The sequence below is a fragment of the Haloleucobacter ellipsoideus genome (assembly GCF_052491725.1).
The window spans coordinates 117,684-137,836 of sequence record NZ_JBQWAR010000019.1 but is presented as its reverse complement, the minus strand read 5'-3'; the positions used below and the strand labels follow the sequence as shown (position 1 = coordinate 137,836).

The 20,153-nt window shown below is 63.3% G+C and carries 15 protein-coding genes; 6 read left to right on the top strand and 9 right to left on the bottom strand.

All coding sequences use genetic code 11. The features are described from left to right. The first annotated feature begins 93 nt into the window (after positions 1 to 93). Entirely contained in the window at positions 94 to 1,374 is a 1,281-nt protein-coding gene (locus ACT6QG_RS10755; RefSeq protein ID WP_444977567.1) for a hypothetical protein, read from the top strand. 120 nt (positions 1,375 to 1,494) lie between these two features. Beyond that, entirely contained in the window at positions 1,495 to 2,085 is a 591-nt protein-coding gene (locus ACT6QG_RS10750; protein ID WP_444977566.1) for a protein-S-isoprenylcysteine O-methyltransferase, read from the top strand. A gap of 276 nt (positions 2,086 to 2,361) precedes the next feature. Here ACT6QG_RS10750 and ACT6QG_RS10745 read toward each other — a convergent pair whose 3' ends face one another. Then, the gene (locus ACT6QG_RS10745) at positions 2,362 to 2,658 is read right to left on the bottom strand and encodes an exodeoxyribonuclease VII small subunit (RefSeq protein ID WP_444977565.1); all 297 of its coding nucleotides are present in this window, start codon (positions 2,656 to 2,658) and stop codon (positions 2,362 to 2,364) included. A gap of 181 nt (positions 2,659 to 2,839) precedes the next feature. Here ACT6QG_RS10745 and ACT6QG_RS10740 point away from each other — a divergent pair, with 181 nt between their 5' ends. Then, positions 2,840 to 4,015, top strand: a complete 1,176-nt coding sequence (locus tag ACT6QG_RS10740) for an ATP phosphoribosyltransferase regulatory subunit (protein WP_444977564.1) — start codon at positions 2,840 to 2,842, stop codon at positions 4,013 to 4,015. Beyond that, entirely contained in the window at positions 4,012 to 4,995 is a 984-nt protein-coding gene (hisG, locus tag ACT6QG_RS10735; RefSeq protein ID WP_444977563.1) for an ATP phosphoribosyltransferase, read from the top strand. The genes ACT6QG_RS10740 and hisG overlap by 4 nt, the downstream gene beginning before the upstream one ends. Positions 4,996 to 5,171: 176 nt before the next feature. Here hisG and parE read toward each other — a convergent pair whose 3' ends face one another. Next, a complete protein-coding gene (gene parE, locus ACT6QG_RS10730) occupies positions 5,172 to 7,205 on the bottom strand; it encodes a DNA topoisomerase IV subunit B (protein ID WP_444977562.1) in 2,034 nt (677 codons plus the stop codon). A gap of 290 nt (positions 7,206 to 7,495) precedes the next feature. Here parE and argC point away from each other — a divergent pair, with 290 nt between their 5' ends. After that, positions 7,496 to 8,548: an N-acetyl-gamma-glutamyl-phosphate reductase gene (gene argC / locus ACT6QG_RS10725; RefSeq protein ID WP_444977561.1), complete on the top strand. Its 1,053-nt coding sequence runs from the start codon at positions 7,496 to 7,498 to the stop codon at positions 8,546 to 8,548. 114 nt (positions 8,549 to 8,662) lie between these two features. On the opposite strand, the gene ACT6QG_RS10720 is transcribed toward argC, so the two are convergent. From ACT6QG_RS10720 to ACT6QG_RS10690, 7 genes are all read right to left on the bottom strand, one after another. Continuing rightward, positions 8,663 to 10,444 (bottom strand): OmpA family protein, encoded by a 1,782-nt coding sequence (locus ACT6QG_RS10720; protein ID WP_444977560.1) that lies wholly within the window; start codon positions 10,442 to 10,444, stop codon positions 8,663 to 8,665. Positions 10,445 to 10,631: 187 nt separating this feature from the next. Then, positions 10,632 to 12,428 (bottom strand): single-stranded-DNA-specific exonuclease RecJ, encoded by a 1,797-nt coding sequence (recJ, locus tag ACT6QG_RS10715; RefSeq protein ID WP_444977559.1) that lies wholly within the window; start codon positions 12,426 to 12,428, stop codon positions 10,632 to 10,634. 44 nt (positions 12,429 to 12,472) lie between these two features. Further along, positions 12,473 to 13,723: an MgtC/SapB family protein gene (locus ACT6QG_RS10710; protein WP_444977558.1), complete on the bottom strand. Its 1,251-nt coding sequence runs from the start codon at positions 13,721 to 13,723 to the stop codon at positions 12,473 to 12,475. 106 nt (positions 13,724 to 13,829) lie between these two features. Continuing rightward, positions 13,830 to 14,819, bottom strand: a complete 990-nt coding sequence (gene glpX, locus ACT6QG_RS10705) for a class II fructose-bisphosphatase (protein ID WP_444977557.1) — start codon at positions 14,817 to 14,819, stop codon at positions 13,830 to 13,832. A gap of 4 nt (positions 14,820 to 14,823) precedes the next feature. Next, positions 14,824 to 16,128 carry a homoserine dehydrogenase gene (locus ACT6QG_RS10700; RefSeq protein ID WP_444977556.1) on the bottom strand — a complete coding sequence of 435 codons (1,305 nt, stop codon included), beginning with the start codon at positions 16,126 to 16,128 and terminating at the stop codon, positions 14,824 to 14,826. Positions 16,129 to 16,239: 111 nt separating this feature from the next. Continuing rightward, on the bottom strand, positions 16,240 to 17,460 hold the full coding sequence (locus ACT6QG_RS10695; protein ID WP_444977555.1) for an LL-diaminopimelate aminotransferase: 1,221 nt from the start codon (positions 17,458 to 17,460) through the stop codon (positions 16,240 to 16,242). Between the two features lie 119 nt (positions 17,461 to 17,579). Next, positions 17,580 to 17,960, bottom strand: a complete 381-nt coding sequence (locus tag ACT6QG_RS10690; RefSeq protein WP_444977554.1) for a hypothetical protein — start codon at positions 17,958 to 17,960, stop codon at positions 17,580 to 17,582. A 150-nt stretch (positions 17,961 to 18,110) separates the two neighbouring features. On the opposite strand from ACT6QG_RS10690, the gene ACT6QG_RS10685 reads away from it, so the two are divergent. Then, positions 18,111 to 20,009 carry a class I poly(R)-hydroxyalkanoic acid synthase gene (locus ACT6QG_RS10685; RefSeq protein ID WP_444977553.1) on the top strand — a complete coding sequence of 633 codons (1,899 nt, stop codon included), beginning with the start codon at positions 18,111 to 18,113 and terminating at the stop codon, positions 20,007 to 20,009. Positions 20,010 to 20,153: the final 144 nt, after the last annotated feature.

Genomic DNA, 20,153 nt, shown 5'->3' with positions numbered 1-20,153 from the left:
TCTTTCCTCAGCGGACGTCTGTTGTCGGCTCATCGGCTGTTCCGGTCGACGTGGATCTGGTCAAGCCGTGTGCTCTTCGCTAGAAGGCGAGCCATGCAGAAAGGTCGCGCGTGGCGGGCAAAAAGCCGTCATGTCTTCTTTGTGGCGGGATATCATCCCATGGATGTCGGCGGGCACTTTCGGGTGTTTAACCGCGAGCTGCGCCGTTTCGCCGCCGTCTGGTCCCTGAACGCACAGGTGCTTCAGGAGGAGCCGGAGCGCACCGGCACGGGCGCTGCATGGCATGTGGAAACCCGGGGACAGGACTGGAAGGTGCAATCCACCTTCGAGGTGCTCGCCTGGGATGATCTGGTCCGGGCCGATATGAAGCGCCCGCTCTGGTCGCATCTGAAGGGCTCTGCGCGAGCGTTGGCGGACATGTTCACCAGCGGCACATTGCGCGGCTATTTCGGGGTCAGCCGTCGTTACGGGCTGTTCTTCCTGTTCACCTATGCCCTGCTTCTGGCCATATGGACCGCGGCTGTCGGGCTTGGGCTGGCCGCGGGATATGGTCTGGCACCTTATATCGGGGCTGTGCCTGCGGCGCTGTGCGGCCTCATTGTCTGCGTCCTGTGCGGTTTGGGGCTGATGCGCTGGCCGGGCCGTCGTCTGCGATTGCAGCAATCTCTCGATCTGGCCGAATTTTCGGTGGATTACGCCCATGGACGCCACCCGGAGCTGGATGCGCGCGTGCACGCCTTTGGCCAGCGGCTGGTGGATGTCGCGCGGGCGGGCGGGGTGGATGAGATCGTCATTGCCGGCCACAGCCTGGGGGCGATGCATGTTGTCAGCGCAGTTGCGGTGGCGCTGAAGCTGGATCCGGACTTCGGGCGGGCGATCCCCATCCGCCTGCTTACATTGGGCAGCACCACGGTGAAGTTCGCCCTCAATCCGGCCGGAGAGAGGCTGCGGGCGGCTGCTCATGAGGTGGCCGCCGCATCATGGATCGGCTGGCTCGAAATCCAGTCTCGCGATGATATTGTCAGCTTCTACAAGGTGAATCCGGTGACCCTGTCTGTCGCGCAGATCGCGGACAGCAACACCGTGCCGGGGGATTATTCGGCCCGCCCGCTCATCCGCCACGCCGCCATTGCCGACATGCTCACGACAGAGGGCTATAACCGCTTCCGGCTGGATATCATGCGCCTGCACTGCCAGTGCTTTCTCGCCAGTGACAAGCGCTCCTGCCATGATTTCAACGCTTATGTGCATGGCCCGGTCCTGTTCGATCAGCTGGCCTCAAGAACCAGCGGCCTGCTGGACTTCGTGGACGAAGATGGTGCATTGCGCCGGCAGGGGGAGCGGAATAGGACAGGGGTGGAAGGTGCCGCGTGAGGCCTGTTCATGAATTATGGTTGCATCCGTGGCCTTCCCCTTTCTATTGCTTCCGTTGCGTGAATGGAGAATGAGGGTGCGCCCGTTTCTTCAAGCCGGATTGCTGTTCAAGGACACTCAATGAGCCTTCTCGCCATCTCCAAAATTGCCTGGGCTGTCGGCGTGGTTGCCTGGTATGTGCTGCGCATCCCCTTCCAGCGGAAGGCCCGGCGGCAGAGCGTGAAGGATGCGCGCCACCGCAATCTGCGGGACATGACACTGCTCACCATCTCCACGCTGGGGCTTGGCGTCATTCCGGCCATCTATGCCGCCACGGGCTGGCCGGCGGCAGCCTCCTATCCCATCAGCACGGTACAGGTGGTGGCCGGCATCATCGTCTTCATCTGCGCGCTGCGCCTGTTCTGGGCGACCCACAAGGCTATCGGCAAGGACTGGTCCGTGACCCTTGAGATCAAGGAGCAGCACAAGCTGGTGACAGACGGCATTTATGCCCAGGTGCGCCACCCCATGTATTCCGCCTTTTTCCTCTGGGCGCTGGCGCAGCTTCTGCTGCTGCCGAATTATGTGGCGGGCCCGGCGGGTCTTGTCGGCTTCGGCATCCTGTTCTTCTTCCGCGTGGGGCGCGAGGAACAGATGATGCGCGAGGCTTTCGGTGCGGAATATGATGACTATATGCGCCGCACGAAGCGGGTGATCCCCGGCATCTACTGAGCGTGCCGAACGGGCGGAAAAACCGCCCGTTTCCGCGTGATGTGGCCGGGAGCCGAAGCGCAAGGCAAGGTCGGGGCGATCCGATTCGGCCCGCGCCCTTGGCCTTCACACCTTATGGCCTCCAGCCCTTATGGCATCTGCGTCGCCGGATGGACCCGCAGAGGCTCCTGCCGGCCAGCCGGAGTGCCGCCACCCCGACAGGTGATTCGCCCATGGCGCGCAGTGCCACGGCCTTCGGCAGGGCCTGTCCCGTCCTGAAACGGGGCAGGGGCAGTGTCAGTCATGCGGATCAAAGGGAAGGGCATCCACCGCCCGGCCATCCGTATCGGTGGTGATTGTTTCCACCCGTGCCTCGGCTGCCCGCAACAGGGCCTCACAGCGGGCCTTGAGGGCTTCTCCGCGCTCATAAATGGCGATGGACTGTTCCAGCGGCACATTGCCAGCCTCCAGGCTGGTGACGATGGATTCCAGTTCCTCCAAAGCCTGCTCGAAGCTCAGGGTTTTGACATCAGGACCCTTGCTGCCGGTTCCGGCGCTCGTCTTTGCGGCGGCATCCGCTTCCAAATCGGCCATCTCATCCTCCGGCTCGTTCGCGCCATAGCATAGAGGAGGATCGCGCTGGCATTAAGACCACCCCTTTGCCTTGTGGAGAGACGAGACAAACCCATAGATCAGCACAAGGCCTGAGTGGGGTGGCCCTATGCGGCGGCCTTTGCTAGAAGCTGAACGCAAAATTCCCATGGAAGATGAAGACATGACTGCCGCGGTGCCCGCGCCTGATCTCCCCCACGATCCACGCCTTCTGGAAGAAGCGCTCATTGCGCGCTTTGATGCGGCGGGGTTCACGCGCGTCCATCCACCGGTGCTTCAGCCTGCGGACGTGTTTCTGGATCTTTCCGGTGAGTCCATCCGCCGCCGGATGTTCTTCACCGCAGATGCCGAAGGGCGCGAGCTTTGCCTGCGGCCGGACCTGACCATTCCGGTCGCCCGCACGGTGCTTGAGCACAAGATGCCTCTGCCGGCCATGGTCAGCTATCTGGGCTCGGTGTTCCGCTTTCGGGGCGAAGGGCAGGGGGAGTTCCAGCAGGCTGGCGTCGAATCCTTCGGCCGCACCGATCTTCAGGCCGCCGATGCGGAGATGATCGCCCTCGGGCTTGAGGTGTGCGCCATTTATGGCCTGCCATCTCCCGAGATTCGTCTGGGAGATGTGGGCCTGTTCGCCGCGCTTCTGGAGGCGCTGCCTCTGGCGCCCGCCCAGCGCCGCCGCCTGATGAAGGATTTCGGACAGGGACAGATCGAGCCGGATTTCGGCCAGAGCAAGCCGGCGGAAACCGGTGAGGGCCGCCATTCCGGCGTTCTTGCCGCACTGAATGGGGCAGACCCGGCAGCGGCGCGCGCCCTGATTACCGATCTGCTCTCCATCGCCGGTATTTCCACGGTGGGCGGGCGTTCTGTCACGGAAATCGCCGAGCGTTTTCTGGAACAGGCGGAGCTGGATGCGGGGGGCGTCTCGGCAGAGGCGGCAGATATTCTCTCGCGCTATCTCGCCATTTCCGGTGCGCCGGACGAGGCATCCGCCCAGGTGCGCGAACTGGCCCGCGAGGCTGGTATCGATCTTTCCGAAGCGCTGGATGCCTTTGACCAGCGCTCCGGCTTCCTCACCGCCCTGGGGGTGGATCTGGCGCAGGTGCATTTTTCCACCTCCTTCGGCCGTCCTCTCGATTATTACAGTGGCATGGTGTTCGAGCTGCATGATCCCTGCTCGCGCACGCATGGGCCGCTGGTGGCGGGCGGGCGCTATGACAGGCTGCTGGCGCGCCTTGGGGCTCAGTCTGCTATTCCGGGCATTGGCCTTTCCGCCTGGCTGGAGCGTCTGGCTGTCATCAATGCCACCAAGATCAGCGCCCCGAAGATGGATGCCGCACAATGAGCAATGAGCCGTTGATTCTGGCTGTGCCGTCCAAGGGGCGGTTGCAGGAAAATGTCCACGCCTATTTCACCCGCGCCGGCATGCCTCTCAAGCAGTCCCGTGGGGCGCGCGAATATCGCGGTGCGCTGGATGGCGTGGAGAATGTGGAAGTCGCCTATCTCTCCGCTTCCGAGATTGCAGGTGCGCTGGCTGCCGGAACCGCCCATATCGGCGTGACGGGTGAGGATCTGGTGCGCGAAAACATTCGTGATGCGGATAGCCGTGTCATGCTGCTGGAGGCGCTGGGCTTCGGCCATGCGGATGTGGTGGTGGCCGTGCCGCAGGCATGGATCGATGTACGCACCATGGATGATCTGGACGATGTGGCCAGCCATTTCCATGGCCGTACGGGCCGGCGCATTCGTGTGGCCACCAAATATGTGAACCTGACCCGCAGCTTCTTCGCCCGCCACGGCATCATTGATTACCGTATCGTGGAAAGTGCCGGGGCAACGGAAGGCACGCCGGCTGCCGGAACGGCTGAGCTGATTGTCGATATCACCTCCACCGGTGCGACCCTCACCGCCAATGGGCTGAAGGTGGTGGATGACGGCGTGATCCTGAAATCGCAGGCCAATCTCGTCGCCTCGCTCACCGCCAGCTGGCCTGATGCCACGCGGGCCGCCGCTCGGGCGATGTTCGACCGGCTGGGTGCGGAAAAGCGCGCGCGCACCATGCGTGAAGTGCGGACCCGCTGTGCGCGGCTCAATGATGCGCTGGTGGCGGAGGCCGTTCAGCGCTTCAGTTGTGTCGCCCCCTTTGGCGGGCCCACATCTTCCGGCATGTTGACCCTGCATTGCCCGCCCAGAACGCTGCACGACCTGACGATCTTCCTGCGCGAGCGGGGGGCGGGCATGGTGAGCGTGACGCCGCTGGAATATGTCTTCGCCTCGGATAATCCGCTTTATGCGGCGCTTGAGGAGAGGCTCGGGCAGGCCTGACCCGGTTCCCGACCCGCCTTGTGCATGGAGCCGGGTCAATGGATGCGTGAATGGAGGCGCGGTCCCGGAAAAATACCGGGCCGCGCCTTTTTACTGGGGCACGCTCTATCTGGAAGAACGGCTCATTTTCTGCGGTTGCCCGACAATCCGGCATCTGCGCCTTTGGGGCATGCGGTTCAGATATCGAGCAGTTCCTCATCCGCGAAGGCCGCATGTTCGGTGATGAAGTGGAACCGGGCTTCGGGCTTGTTGCCCATCAGCCGCTCCACCAGATCCGCCGTTGCCGCGGCTTCCGCATCCGCAATGGTCACAAGCTGGAGCGTGCGGGTGAGCGGGCTCATGGTGGTTTCCTTGAGCTGGGCCGGCATCATTTCACCCAGCCCCTTGAATCGGCCCACATCAATCTTGCCCTTGCCGGTGAACTCTTTCTTCAGCAACTGATCCTTGTGGGCATCATCGCGCGCATACAGGGTTTTGGCGCCCTGCGTGATGCGATAGAGCGGCGGCACGGCGAGGAAAAGATGGCCGCCTTCGATCAGCTTCGGCATCTGGCGGAAGAAGAAGGTGACCAGCAATGAGGCGATATGGGCGCCGTCCACATCGGCATCGGTCATGATGATGACCTTCTCATAGCGCAGGTCCGCCTCCCGATACTGGCCAAGAGTGCCGCAGCCGAGCGCCTGTCCCAGATCCGTGAGTTGCTGGTTCTGGGCCAGCTTGTCCCGGCCCGCGCTGGCCACATTGAGGATCTTTCCGCGCAGGGGCAGAACGGCCTGGGTCTTGCGGTCCCGTGCCTGCTTGGCGGAACCTCCCGCCGAGTCGCCCTCGACGATGAAAAGCTCGGAGCCGGCAGCATCCGTATTGGAGCAATCAGCAAGCTTGCCGGGCAGGCGCAGCTTGCGCACCGCTGTCTTGCGGGCGACTTCTTTCTCCTGCTTGCGGCGCAGGCGCTCTTCCGCCCGGTCGATCACATGGTCGAGCAGGCGGGTGGCATGGGCTGGGTTGGCCGCAAGCCAGTGATCGAACGGATCCCGCAGCGCGCTTTCCACGATCCGCGCGGCTTCCGTGGTGGCGAGGCGATCCTTCGTCTGGCCCTGAAATTCCGGCTCCCGCACGAAGACTGAGAGCATGGCGGCGCAGCCGGTCATCACGTCATCACCGGTGATGACGCTGCCGCGCTTGCCGACGCCGGAGCGCTCGGCATGGTCGCGCAGGCCCTTGAGCAGCACGGCGCGCAGGCCGTTCTCATGGGTGCCGCCATCCGGGGTGGGAATGGTGTTGCAGTAGGAGGAGACGCTTCCATCCCCATCCGCCAGCCAGGCCACGGCCCATTCCACCGAGCCGTGCCCGCCGGTTTTCTGGATGCGGCCGGCGAAAATATCCGGGTGCACCAGGGTGCGCCCTTCAATCTCGATGGCGAGATAGTCCTTCAGGCCATTGGGGAAGCGGAAAACGGTCTTTTCCGGGATCCCCTCAACGCCCTTCAGCAGCGCGGCATCACAAGACCAGCGCACCTCCACGCCGCCAAACAGATAGGCCTTGGAGCGGGCCATGCGGAACACGCGCGCGGGCTCGAAATGGAGATCGTCGCCAAAAATCTCCGGGTCGGGATGAAAGCGCACACGGGTGCCGCGCCGATTGTTGACGCGCCCCACCTCTTCCAGCGGGGCCAGCGCGATGCCGCGGGAGAAGCACTGGCGATAGAGGGTCTGGTTCCGGGCAATCTCCACTTCCAGCACATCTGAAAGCGCATTCACCACAGAGATGCCAACGCCATGAAGGCCGCCGGATGTCTCATAGACCTGGCTGTCGAATTTTCCGCCGGCATGCAATGTGGTCATGATGACCTCAAGCGCCGATTTGCCCGGAAACTTGGGGTGCTCCTCCACCGGAATGCCGCGGCCATTATCGGAAACGGTCAGCGAGCCATCAGCCGCCAGATGCACCTCGATGAAGGTGGCATGGCCGGCCACCGCCTCGTCCATCGCATTGTCCACCACTTCGGCGAACAGATGGTGCAGGGCCTTGGAGTCCGTTCCGCCGATATACATGCCGGGGCGGCGGCGCACGGGCTCCAGCCCTTCCAGCACCTCGATATGCGCGGCGGTATATTCGGTCGCCATGGTCGGGACGCTCACCGCAGCCTTGCTTCTGGCCTTGGTCTTCGATGCAGGCGGCGGGGCGGCGAAAAGATCGTCAGGCTGGGACATGGACCTCGAAGCCGGATATGGCAGGCAAAATGGATGCAACGGGCTGGAAAGGCCCTTGCGTGCAGGAGAAACCTGACATGCGGACCTTAACAAGCTGCGGACATCACCTGGAGAATCGGAATGTGCTTTCGCCCATTCTGGCATGAAAGCTGCCAAACGCGGAGTCCAAATCGGAACAAAAAGGAAACATGTGGAGAGGGCAGTTGCGGCTTTCGCCTGTCTCGGGAAGAGTGTAGAGAACGCAATTGAAGAGCGTAGCCCCGCATATGGCGGCAGATGGAGAGAAAACGATGGCGGACGCAAAGGCGAAAATCGCAGTTCTTGGCGCTTCTGGTTATACCGGCGCGGAACTGGTGCGCCTGCTTCTGCGCCATCCGCACGTGGAGATTGCGGCGCTGACGGCAGACCGGAAGGCCGGCCAGACCATGGCCGAGGTGTTCCCCCAGTTCGCCCCCTATGAGCTGCCCCGGCTGGTTTCGATCAGTGAGGTGGACTTTTCCGGCATTGATCTGGTGTTCTGCGCTCTGCCCCATGGCACCACGCAGACCGTGATCAAGACCCTGTTCGAGAATAATGCACATGTGAAGGTTGTTGATCTTTCGGCCGATTTCCGCCTGAAGGATCCCGGTGCCTATGAGCAGTGGTACGGGCACCCCCATGCCGCGCTGGAACTGCAGAAGGAGGCGGCTTTCGGTCTGGTCGAGATCTATCGCGACGAGATTCGCAAGGCGCGTCTTGTCGCCAATCCCGGCTGCCACACCACCACTGCCATTCTGCCGGTGGTGCCGCTGCTGGAGGCCGGCGCCATCCAGCCTGAAAGCATCGTGGTGGATTCCAAGACCGGCATGTCCGGCGCTGGCCGCGCGGCCAAGGAAGCCATGCTGTTCTCCGAGGTTTCAGAGGGGGTCCATGCCTATTCCGTCGGATCGCACCGGCATATGGGTGAGCTGGATCAGGAATATTCCAAGGCGGCCGGCCGTCCGGTCACGCCGGTTTTCGTACCCCATCTCCTGCCCATGAACCGCGGCATCTATGCCAGCATCTATGTGCAGACCACGGGCGGCAAGGCAGAGGATCTGCATGCCATCCTCTCCAGCTTCTACAAGGGCGAGACCTTCGTGCATGTTCTGCCTTTCGGGCAGGTGCCGCAGTCCCGCCATGTGCGTGGCTCCAACCATGTGTTCATCGGTGTGGTGGCGGACCGGGTGCCGGGGCGCGCTGTCGTCATCTCCACCATTGACAATCTGGTGAAGGGGGCGTCCGGCCAGGCGGTGCAGAACATGAATCTGGTCATGGGTTTCCCGGAAGATGCAGGGCTCCGGCAGGTTGCCCTGATGCCCTGAGCATCACAGCTTCCCAAGCTTGAAATGAAAAAGGGGCGCTCCGGCATGGAGCGCCCCTTTTGAGTCTGCCCTTCCCCCGCTGCCTCAGGCCTTCGGGGGAAGGAGGGTCGGCAATCAGCGGACCTGGATTTCGTAGGTGATGCGACGGTTGTGCGCACGCCCTTCCGGCGTCTCATTGGTGTCCACCGGGTTGGCATCACCATAGCCGGTGGCGCTGATATCCTCGGCAGGCACGCCAGCCTCAACCATGATGGTCTTCACTGCTTCCGCGCGCTGCTCGGAGAGGGCGAGATTCATCTGCGCATCGCCGACATTGTCCGTATAGCCTTCGATGATCACGCGGGCACCCTGCGGCAGGCCCTTGATCAGTTCCGCAGCCTTGAGGATGACCTCACGCTCGGTGGCGGGCACGGTGGCGCTGCCGGTCTCGAACTCGATGGCAACCTGGTTCAGGGTCTGCGCAACATCCTTGCCGCGATAGCCGGACTGAAGGGCGTTCAGGGCACTGAGCGCGGATTCAGCAGAAAGGCGGGGGCTGGAAAGGTCCGGCAGGGTCACGGCAACATCACCGCCGAAAAGGGCCTTCAGCTTCTCCAGCAGGGAAGTGCGGTCCACATTCGGGGAAATGGCGCGGATGTCCACATCCGACCCATCAAGCACAACGTTCAGGCCGGGGCTCTTCACCAGACCCAGGAACTCACCCAGGCGGGTCAGCCAGCCGGGGGCCTGGTAACGCGGGTCGACAGAGAGATCACCGGAAATGTTCTCGGCGCCAAACACGTCAGCCAGAGTCTGCTTGATGGTGTCCGCGCTCGCGCTGTCCGGCACCGCGCCGCCAAAGATGACCTTGTTGCCCAGCTCGCGCAGGGAGAGGCGGGCAGGGCGGTCTGCCACCGGCTGTGCCGCGGCCGGCAGGGTGACCGAGCCCGAGGCGAAAGACTGGCGCAGTGCGCCGAGCAGGGCTTCACGGTCGGTTCCGGCCGGCAGGCTGTTCACCTTCAGGTGGTTGCCTTCAAACTGGGCATCAAGGCCGGGAAACTTGAGAGCCGTGAGCTGGCCGCCGAGATTGGCGAGCCAGGGGGCAGGGGCGGTGTTGGGGTCAACCGATACATTGCCACGAATACGGTCCGCGCCATAAACGGCAACAAGAGCGGCGAGAAGATCCTTGCGGCTGTCCTCATTCGCAACGGAGCCCTCATAGACCAGAACGCCATCCTCTTCCCGCAGGGAGAGGCGGGCCGGGCTGGTGGGGGCGGCGACCACCTCGGGCTGCTTCTCGGCAGCGGCGGGGGCCTCATGGCCAGCCTTGGGCGCATGGGCCTCCTGCTCGACAGCCTCGATGCTTGGCTGGGGCGGGGTTTCCTTTGCACCGGGCGTGGAGGACAGCTTGTGCCATGGGGTCAGCCAGAGCACCAGACCAAGAGCTGCCGCCAGAATCACGCCGCGCAGCAGCCAGTCCCCAATCTTCGACTTCACCAGATGATCCGGCGGCAGGCCGGGCGGCAGTGTGCCGGTCTTCAGGAAGGAGAATGCGGCATCCGGCAGGCCGGCGGGCACAACGCCATGATCGCTGATCAGCCCCAGAACCTTGGGCAGGGTAAAGCCGATGATGGAGGCGGCCTGCTCGGAGGTGCCCTTGAAGGTGCTGGCGATGGCGGCAATGGCCACCGAACCGAAGATCGCGCTCGCCTTCTCGCCATCCAGCACCGGGCCGGAGGCCGTTGCCCATGTCTCGGGAGAACCGGAAAGCCCTGCGGCCTTTACCTGTTCCACCACTGCGGTCAAACCCTGCGGCGCTTCATCGAGAAAGCCCAGCACGGCGCGAATGACAAGTTCAGCCTGTCCGGCGCTAAGGCCGAATTTCTGGCTGATCTGAGCGATGAGCGAAGAAAACATACGCTGCCCCTCATTGGGATGGAAACGGCCTGAGGTGGAAACGGCGTCCGTACCACCCGATTCCTTTGAACTTCTGATGCACCAGAGGCGCCACGCCCCGGAGTCGCCTGACGCATGCCCTGTGAGGCTTATAACCTTTTCGTGCGCAGTGGACACGCGGTTGTGGCATCGTCAAGACAGATGACGCCTAACCCGTCTGCGCCAGATCCTTCAGGCGCAGGGCGACACGGGTCTCCCCCCGCCAGCTTTCCAGTTCCAGCGCGCCGGCAATATGCATGGGGCGGTTGCGTCCGGCCAGCAATGCCTGGCCCAGAGGCTGTTCCGCCACGCGAAAGGCGATGACCTTGAGGCTGGCGCCGTCGCCGGATGTGATCCGTGCCCGCACATGCCCTGCGCCAAACGCCTCCGCATAGCTGATGCGATGGTTGGGGAAGGCGAAAACCGGTTCGGAATTGCCCGCGCCAAAAGGCCCGGCGCGTGAAATGTTTTCCACCAGCGCCGGTGTCGCGCCACCTGCCGTGAGCGCCCCATCTATGGAAAGGGCTCCCTGCGCGCGTGATTTTTCCACATCCTCCGCCAGCCGGGTTTCCAGATGGGCGCGCAAATCGCCAAGCCGCGCGCGCTCCACCGTCAGGCCGGCCGCCATGGCATGGCCGCCACCTTTCAGCAGAAGTCCGTCTTCCACAGCTTCGCGCACCGCCCGGCCCAGATCAACGCCGGGAATGGAGCGGCCGGAGCCGGTGCCGGTGTCTCCCGTGAAGGCGATGGCAAAGGCCGGGCGCTGGAAACGCTCCTTCAGCCGGGAGGCGACCAGCCCGACAACACCGGGATGCCAGCCCGCCCCGCTCACCACGATCACCGCCGCATCATCGCCCAGCCCAAGGGCTGCTTCCGCCTCGCTCTCCGCCGTGGCAACGATGTTGCGCTCCACCTCCTGCCGCTCGCTGTTCAGCCGGTCCAGCTCCGCGGCGATGATCTGCGCCTCGACCGGATCACGGGTGATGAGCAGGCGCGTGCCAAGGGTCGCATCGCCAATGCGCCCTCCGGCATTGATGCGGGGACCAATAAGGAAACCGAGATGAAACGGACGCGGCGGCCCATCCATCCGCGCCACATCCATCAGCGCGGTCAGGCCGGGGCGTCGTCTCTGGCGCAGGGTCATCAGCCCCTTGGTCACGAAGGCACGGTTGAGCCCGCGCAGGGGCACGACATCCGCCACCGTGGCCAGGGCGACCAGATCCAGCGCTTCCAGAAGGTCCGGGGCAGGGCGTGCCGTATTGAAGTGACCACGCTTGCGCAATTCGCGCAGCAAGCCCACAGCCGTGATAAAGGTGAGACCCGCCGCGCACAGATGGCCCAGCCCCGAGAGATCATCCTCGCGGTTGGGGTTCACGATAGCCTCGGCAGGGGGCAGGGCCTCATTGGCCTGATGGTGGTCAATCACCACCACATCCAGTCCCAGCCGGCGCGCGGCCTCCAGCGGCTCGGTCGAGGTGGTGCCGCAGTCCACGGTCACCAGCAGGCGCACCCCCTGGGCGGCGAGCTGCTCGATGGCGGGTACATTCGGGCCGTAGCCCTCGAAAATCCGGTCGGGAATATGGAAGAGGGGATCAAGGCCGCAAGCGCGCAGGAACTCCACCATCAGCGCCGTGGAGCAGGCTCCATCCACATCATAGTCACCAAAGACGGCCACCTTTTCCTGATTCTGCACAGCGGTCGCCAGACGGGCAACGGCCTTGTCCATGTCGGTCAATGTATCCGGGTCTGGCAGCAGGTCACGAATGGTCGGGTCGAGATAGCGCTCCACATCCTCCAGCCCCACCTCGCGCGCGGCCAGCACGCGGGCCAGCAGCTCGCTCACGCCATAGCGCTGCACCATGGCAATGCTGGTTTGCGCGGAACGCGGGTTCAGGCGCTCCTGCCATGTGCGGCCGGTGACGGAATGGGTGACATTGAGAAAGGAACGGGGTGCAGCCTGTATCATCACGGCGCTTATGTAGCCGCCGGAAAGGGGTCGCGTCGAGTGGTCTACAGTTCATGCAGCGCCAGAGCGGTGGCAAGGCCGGCCAGAATGGCACCTGCGGTGATGACGGCCAGACGGATGGAAAAGGCGAAGGTGCCCGCAGCCGCCGCGAAACCCACGCGCCCCAGCGCATTCATGCCGATGGCAATGAGAATGCATTGTGCCGCGCTTTCCAGGGAAAGGCTGCCACCGGCAAGGCGGGCGGCATTCAGTGCGGGCACATCGACATCCACAATGCCGGCAACCGCACTGACGAGATAAAGGCTCTGTGGCCCCACCTTGTACAGCAGAAAGCCGCTGAAGGCCGATACGATGCCGAACATGCCGGCAAACGCCAGAAGGGGCCCAAATTCGAAAGGGTTACCCACGCAGCTTTCACAAGGGGCCTGTGTGCCATGCCGCATGAGCCAGATGCCGCCCACGCAAAAAACAACGGAAGCCACCAGCGCCGGTGGCAGCAGGGGCTCCAGCAAAGCGGGCGCGACGATGGCGCAGATGATCATCACCCGCAGAAGCGAGACCATGGCGGCAAGCGCCGCGCCACCTGCCAGCAGCCCCGGCACCTCACCCAGGGCGGAGCGTCTGGCAAAGGCGATCGTCACCGCCGTGGATGAAACAAGAGCCCCGCCAATGGCGCTGAAAAATATCCCCTTGTCCGGGCCCACAACCTTCACGGCCACATAACCGGCAAAGGAGATGCTGGCTGTCAGCACCATGAAGAGCCAGATCTGCCGGGGATTGATGCTGTTATAGGGGTCTATGGTGTGGTTCGGCAGCAGAGGCAGGACGATAACGGTCATGCCCAGCAGCAGCAGGGCCGAGCGCAGCTCCGGCCATGTCATGTTGTGCACCATGCCGTGCAGGCGGTCCCGCGCCGCCAGCAATCCGGTCGTTGCAATCGCCGCCGCGCCGGCAATCGCGGTTTCACCCAGAACGGCCAGTGCGCCGAGGGCGAAAACCAGCAGTGCCGCGATCAGGCTGGTGATGGAATAGTCATGATCCTGCACCATCTCCCGATATTTGAAGATGGCAAAGATGGCGGCATAGACGATGCCGGTTGTCACCAGAAAAACCGGGCTGTCCAGCTCCCGGGTCAGCTCCGCCGAAACACCGCCCAGCAGCCCGCACAGGGCATAGGTCCGGATGCCGGCGGTTCGGCTGCCGGCAGGTTCTTCCCGTTCCCGCCAGCCACGCTCAAGCCCGACCAGAAGACCGATGGCGAGGGAAACAGCGAGGCGGAAGATCAGGTGATCCATGCAGGCTCCGGCAAGACAGGGCGGAACCCTGCCGTTTCGGCGGTCATCCCTGTGGCGATGATCTTAAACCATGCCCGGCGGCTTGCGAGTCCCGATCTCAGGGTGGTCAGTCGTTGAAGTGGAACTTGCGGAAATCGCGATGCTGGGTGGAAATGCGCCGCACCGTGCCGGTGGATGCACGCAGCACCACTGTGTCTGTCTCGATCACATCACGGCCGAAGCGCACACCCTTCAGCAAGGCGCCATCCGTCACACCCGTCGCGGCCACGATGCAGTCCGCCTGCACCATGTCGTCCAGCCGGTAGATGCGCTCAAAGTCCTTGATGCCGAGGGCGCGGGCCTGTCGGCGCTTGTCCTCGTTATCGAGCACCAGACGGCCTTCCATCTGCCCGCCAATGCACCGCAGGGCGGCGGCGGCGAGAATGCCTTCTGACGCCCCGCCAAGGCCGAGATAAATGTCGATGCCGCTTTCCTGCGGATTGGTGGTGTGAATCACGCCGGCCACATCACCATCCGTGATGAGCTTGACGGCAGCCCCGGTGCGCCGCACAGCCTCCACCAGAGAGGCATGGCGCGGACGATCCAGAATGAGGGCGGTGATCTCGGATGCCGGCACGCCCTTGGCTTCTGCCAGGGCCTGCACGTTTTCCTCCGCAGGGCGGGAGAGGGAGACGATGCCTTCCGGATATCCCGGGCCAATCGCCAGTTTCTCCATATAGACCGGCGGCACCTTGAGCAGGGAGCCACGTTCGGCAATCGCGACCAGCGAAATGGAGCCTTCCATGTTCTTGGCGCACAGCGTGGTGCCTTCAAGCGGCTCCACGGCAATATCTACCGGGCTGCCACCAAGGCCGATCTCCTCGCCCACGAAAAGCTGGTCCACCTCGCCTTCCATGCCCTCACCGATGATGATGACACCGGAGAGGGAGGAGCGGGACAGTTCCCGGTGGCAGGTGCCGGCGGCAGCGAGTTCGGCCGCCTGCTCATCCCCTCGCCCGCGCAGACGCGCTGCCGCGACAGCGCTGCGCTCGGTGATCTGCGCCAGCTCCAGCGCAAGGCGACGGTCCAGTGCCGGGGGCGTCCGGTCGGCGCTCATGGTATCAGTCCTTCTCGATGCGGATCACCTGCGGCAGCGAGGCGATGACGCCATCCGCCTCGATGGCGGCAATGGCGCGGCGCACGGCCTGTTCAGAGGTCGCATAGGTGATGAGAATAACCCGCGCGGTGGGCTGGGCGCGATTGCTGGCATCATCCGCCGGCCGGTGCTGCATGATGGATTCGAGAGAAATCCCCTCATCGGCCATGCAGCGGGCGATGGTGGCGGCGGTGCCGGGCTTGTTCACCACGGAGAGACGAATGTAATAGCCGCCCTCATGGTGGCGCATGGGCGCCCGCTTGGGCGTGGAAAGCTCCTCTACCGGCAGGCCGAAAGCATAGCCCTTGTTGCCGCGGGCAATATCCGAAAGGTCCGAGAACACGGCAGAAGCCGTTGCATCTCCACCCGCGCCGGGGCCGACAAGGGTGAGCGCAACCGCATCACCATCCACAGCCACCGCATTGGTGACATCGGAAACCTGGGCAATCGGCCAGTGCTTCGGCACCATGGTGGGATGAACGCGCTGCTCGATACCGGTATCGGTCCGCAGGGCCACGCCCAGCAGCTTCACATTATAGCCAAGGTCATTGGCAGCCTCGAGGTCCTCCAGCGTGAGCTGGCGGATGCCCTCCACATAGATGGAATCGGAATCCACCTGTGTGCCAAAGGCCAGGGATGTGAGGATGGCGAGCTTATGGGCCGTGTCGAAGCCGTCAATGTCGAAGCTCGGGTCCGCCTCGGCATAGCCAAGGCGCTGGGCGGCGGCGAGGCAGTCATCAAAGGAGAGCTTCTCATCCACCATGCGGGTGAGAATATAATTGCAGGTGCCGTTGAGGATGCCGGAAACCCGGGCAATCCGGTTGCCCAGCAGGGCCTCGCGCAGGGTCTTGACGATGGGGATGCCGCCGGCGACCGCCGCCTCGAAATACAGGCCGGCCCCGCTTGCCTCGGCATGGCGGGCGAGTTCCGTTCCCCATTTGGCGAGCAGCGCCTTGTTGGCGGTGACGACCGGGCGACCGGCATCCAGCGCCGCAAGCACGGCGGCTCTGGCGGGGTCTCCCTCACCACCCATCAGTTCGACGAACACATCGATGTCCGGGTCCTGCGCCAAGGCGACAGGGTCATCGTACCAGCGCATTCCGGAGAGATCGACGCCGCGGTCACGGCTCCGGTCACGGGCGGCAACGGCCACCACCTTGACCCGCCGGCCAGTTCGGTCAGCCAGCTCGTCCTCACGACGCTCAAGCATGCGGATGAGCGAAGCCCCGACAGTGCCGAGACCCGCAAGGCCAACTTTGAGATCACTCATGGAATGAACCGGTTCTTCCGTCTCGGATCAGATGCGCAGCCCGTGAGGGGCCGCGCGCATTGAAGGACAGAGCTGCCCGCACCGGCGGGCAACTCCAGAGCCCCGCATGTATCAGCGTGTGGCGCTGATGGGGAGCACATTGTGCAGGGAGGGCGCGGCCTGCTCGAAGAAGCGGCGGATATTGCGCGCTGCCTGACGGATGCGCTGCTCATTCTCCACCACCGCGATCCGCACAAAGCCTTCGCCCTGCTCGCCGAAGCCGACACCGGGGGCAACAGCCACCTCGGCCCGCTCGATCAGCAGCTTGGAGAATTCCACGGAACCCATCTCGCGGAAGGGCTCGGGAATCGGCACCCATGCGAACATGGAGGCGCGGGGAACAGGAACTTCCCAGCCGGTGCGGCCAAAGCTGTCCACCAGCGTATCGCGACGCCTCTTGTAGGTCTCGCGCATCTCGGAGACATATTCCTGCGGCCCGTTCAGGGCGGCGGTTGCGGCCACCTGGATGGGGGTGAAGGCCCCGTAGTCGAGATAGGACTTCACCCGCGCCAGCGCGGCGATGAGCCGTTCATTGCCCACCGCAAAGCCCATGCGCCAGCCGGCCATGGAATAGGTCTTTGACATGGATGTGAACTCAACGGTCACATCCATCGCGCCCGGAACCTCCAGCATGGAGGGTGGGGGCACACCGTCGAAATACAGCTCGGCATAGGCGAGGTCCGACAGCACGATCAGCTCATGCTTCTTCGCGAAGGCGATGACATCGCGATAGAAGTCCAGATCCGCCACATATGCCGTGGGGTTGGACGGAAAGCAGGTGACGACGGCCAGCGGCTTGGGAATCGAATGCCGGACAGCCCGCTCCATGGCGTGGAAGAATTCCGGACCCGGCTCGGCCGGCACGGAGCGGATGACGCCGCCGGCCATGAGAAAGCCGAAGGCATGGATGGGGTAGGAAGGATCGGGCGCGAGAATCACATCACCCGGCGCCGTGATGGCCTGCGCCATATTGGCGAAGCCTTCCTTGGAGCCGAGAGTGGCGACGATCTGTGTGTCGGGATTCAGCTTCACGCCGAAACGACGCTCATAATAGGCCGCCTGCGCGCGGCGCAGACCGGGGATGCCCTTGGAGGCTGAATAGCGGTCCGTGCGCGGCTTGCCGATGGTATCCTTCAGCTTTTCAAGCACATGGTCTGGCGCCTGAAGGTCCGGGTTGCCCATGCCGAGGTCGATGATATCCACCCCGGCATTTCGTGCTGCTGCCTTCACACGGTTCACTTGTTCGAACACGTAGGGCGGTAGCCGGCGAATGCGGTGGAAATCGGTGGTCATCTCTTGGCTCCAAAGCCGCGCATCCTGTTTCTCCGGCGCGGCAGGCAATCTTCTTAACACTGATCGGTGAATGAAAAACCACTCATTGTAAAAAGTTCTTCATGTCACCGGTGCGCTCTTCAGTAGGCGTTGGCCGCATTCTCGGATTCGGCCTGCAGCCGCTGTTCGAGATTGCGGCTGTGCTCAACGCCGGTGCGGGCGATGTTCTGTTCCAGGGCGGCGCGCTGGCGCGGCTCAAGAATGCCCTTGCCGCTGCCTTCGGTTGTGCCAACATGCGGGTAGTTGTCATGTGTGACAGCGGGCACATTGGGATGGGGCGCAACAGGAATGGTGAGGGTGTCTTCCTTCGCACAGGCGGCGAGGCCGGCCAAGGCCAGCACCGCGACAAGGCCGCGAACCGAAAGACGCCTGCCACGGCCTGCCGCCGGGAGGTGTGGATAAGCCGGCGCGCGGGCTGCGGCCTGGGGAAGGGTGGGCGTGTCAGGTCGCATGCTGGACATGAACGGTCGTTTATCCCTGCAGTGGAACGCACTCGTATTCATGCGAGGGTCGCTCCGGATCGGTTCGCGGGTTAATATGCGACAAAGCAGACGCATGGAACAAGGCGTGCCAGTATTTATGTCACCGGGTGAGTGAGAAGGGGTGGGGGAATGCCTTCTAAAGATGAAAAAACAACGGTCACCACTTCTGCTGGTGAGGTCGGCAAGGGTTCCGGCCCTGAACAAAAGGCGCGCCGCGGGGAATCGGCGCAGCAGCCCGGTGGAGCCCCGGAAGGGGCACCCGCGCTGAATGTGGAGGCATTCGCGCACAATCTGGCGCAGCTTGTGGAAGAAGGTGGAAAGGCGATGGCGGCTTATCTCGCCCCGCGTGAAGCGGGCGAGAAGAAGGATGACATCGCCGACGATCTTGCTGACGCGATGAAAACCGTCAGCCATGTGGCCGAATACTGGATGGCCGATCCCAAGCGCACCATGGAGGCGCAGACACGCCTCATGACCGGCTACATGTCTGTCTGGTCCAACGCGCTCAAGAAGATTTCGGGTGAGGCGGTGGAACCGGTGGTGCAGCCGGACCCGAAGGATGCCCGCTTCAAGGATGAGGGCTGGAACACCAGCCCCATTTTCGATGCGCTGAAGCAGACCTATCTGGTCACCTCGAACTGGGCCGAGGACATGGTGGAGGAGGCCGAGGGCCTTGACCCCCATGTGAAGCACAAGGCCAGCTTCCTGGTGAAGCAGGTGACCAATGCCGTTTCGCCCTCAAACTTCGCCATGACGAATCCCGAGGTCATTCGCGAGACGCTCTCCAGCTCTGGCGAGAATCTCGTGAAGGGCATGCGCAATTTCGCCGAGGATCTGGTCGAGGGGCGGGGGGATCTCAAGATCCGGCAGACCGATACCAGTGCCTTCGAGGTCGGGCGCAATCTGGCTACCACGCCCGGCAAGGTGGTGTTCGAGAATGAGCTGCTGCAACTCATCCAGTATGAACCCGCCACGCCGATGGTGCGGAAGACGCCTGTCCTCATCATTCCGCCATGGATCAACAAGTTCTATATTCTGGATCTGACCCCCGAGAAGTCGTGGATCAGGTGGCTTGTGGAGCAGGGCCTCACCGTCTTCGTGATTTCCTGGGTCAACCCGGATGAGCGTTTGGCGGAGAAGGGCTTTGACGACTATATGCGCGATGGTGTCATGGCCGCGCTGGATGCCGTTGCCATCTCTTCTGGAGAGCGGCAGGTGCATGCGGTGGGCTATTGCATCGGCGGCACACTGCTCTCGGTGACGCTCGGCTATATGGCGGAGACGGGGGATGACCGCATCGCTTCCGCCACCTTCCTGACCACCCAGATCGACTTCACCTATGCGGGTGATCTGCGTGTGTTCGTGGATGAGGAGCAGATCTCCGCCATTGAGCGCAAGATGAAGGAGCAGGGCTATCTGGAAGGTTCCCAGATGGCGCGCTCGTTCAACATGCTGCGCCCGAATGACCTGATCTGGCCTTATGTGGTCAACAATTACCTCAAGGGGAAGTCTCCCTTCCCGTTCGACCTTCTCTACTGGAATTCCGATTCCACCCGCATGCCGGTGAAGGGGCATTCCTTCTATCTGCGCAGTTGCTATCTCAATAACAGCATCTCCAAGGGCGAGGCGGATATTGGCGGCGTGCTCATCGACATGAGCAAGGTGCGTATCCCGGTCTATTCTCTGGCCACGAAGGAAGACCATATCGCCCCCGCGAAATCTGTTTATGTGGGCGCGAATCTGATGTCGGGGCCGCTGCGTTATGTGATGGCCGGCTCCGGGCATATTGCCGGCGTGGTCAACCCGCCCGCCCGCAACAAGTATCAGTACTGGACCGATGGCCCTGCGGGCGGTGATTTCGAGAGCTGGGTTGCAGGGGCGCAGGAACATCCTGGCTCGTGGTGGCCGGATTGGTTCAACTGGTTCTGCACGCTCTATCCCGAAGAAGTGCCCGCGCGCGAGGTGGGCGGCGGTCGCCTGACCCCGATCGAGGATGCGCCGGGGCGTTATGTGAAGGAAAAATCCTGATTCCAGCAGGATATATCCCCGGGTGCGATGCATCCGGGGATCATCATTTCCGGGTGGTGAGAAGGTGGTCACCATGTGGGCGGGTGCAGGGTGTGCCCATGAAATGGGCATTGCGGATGCTTGACGCCCGGCAGTAAGCCGGAT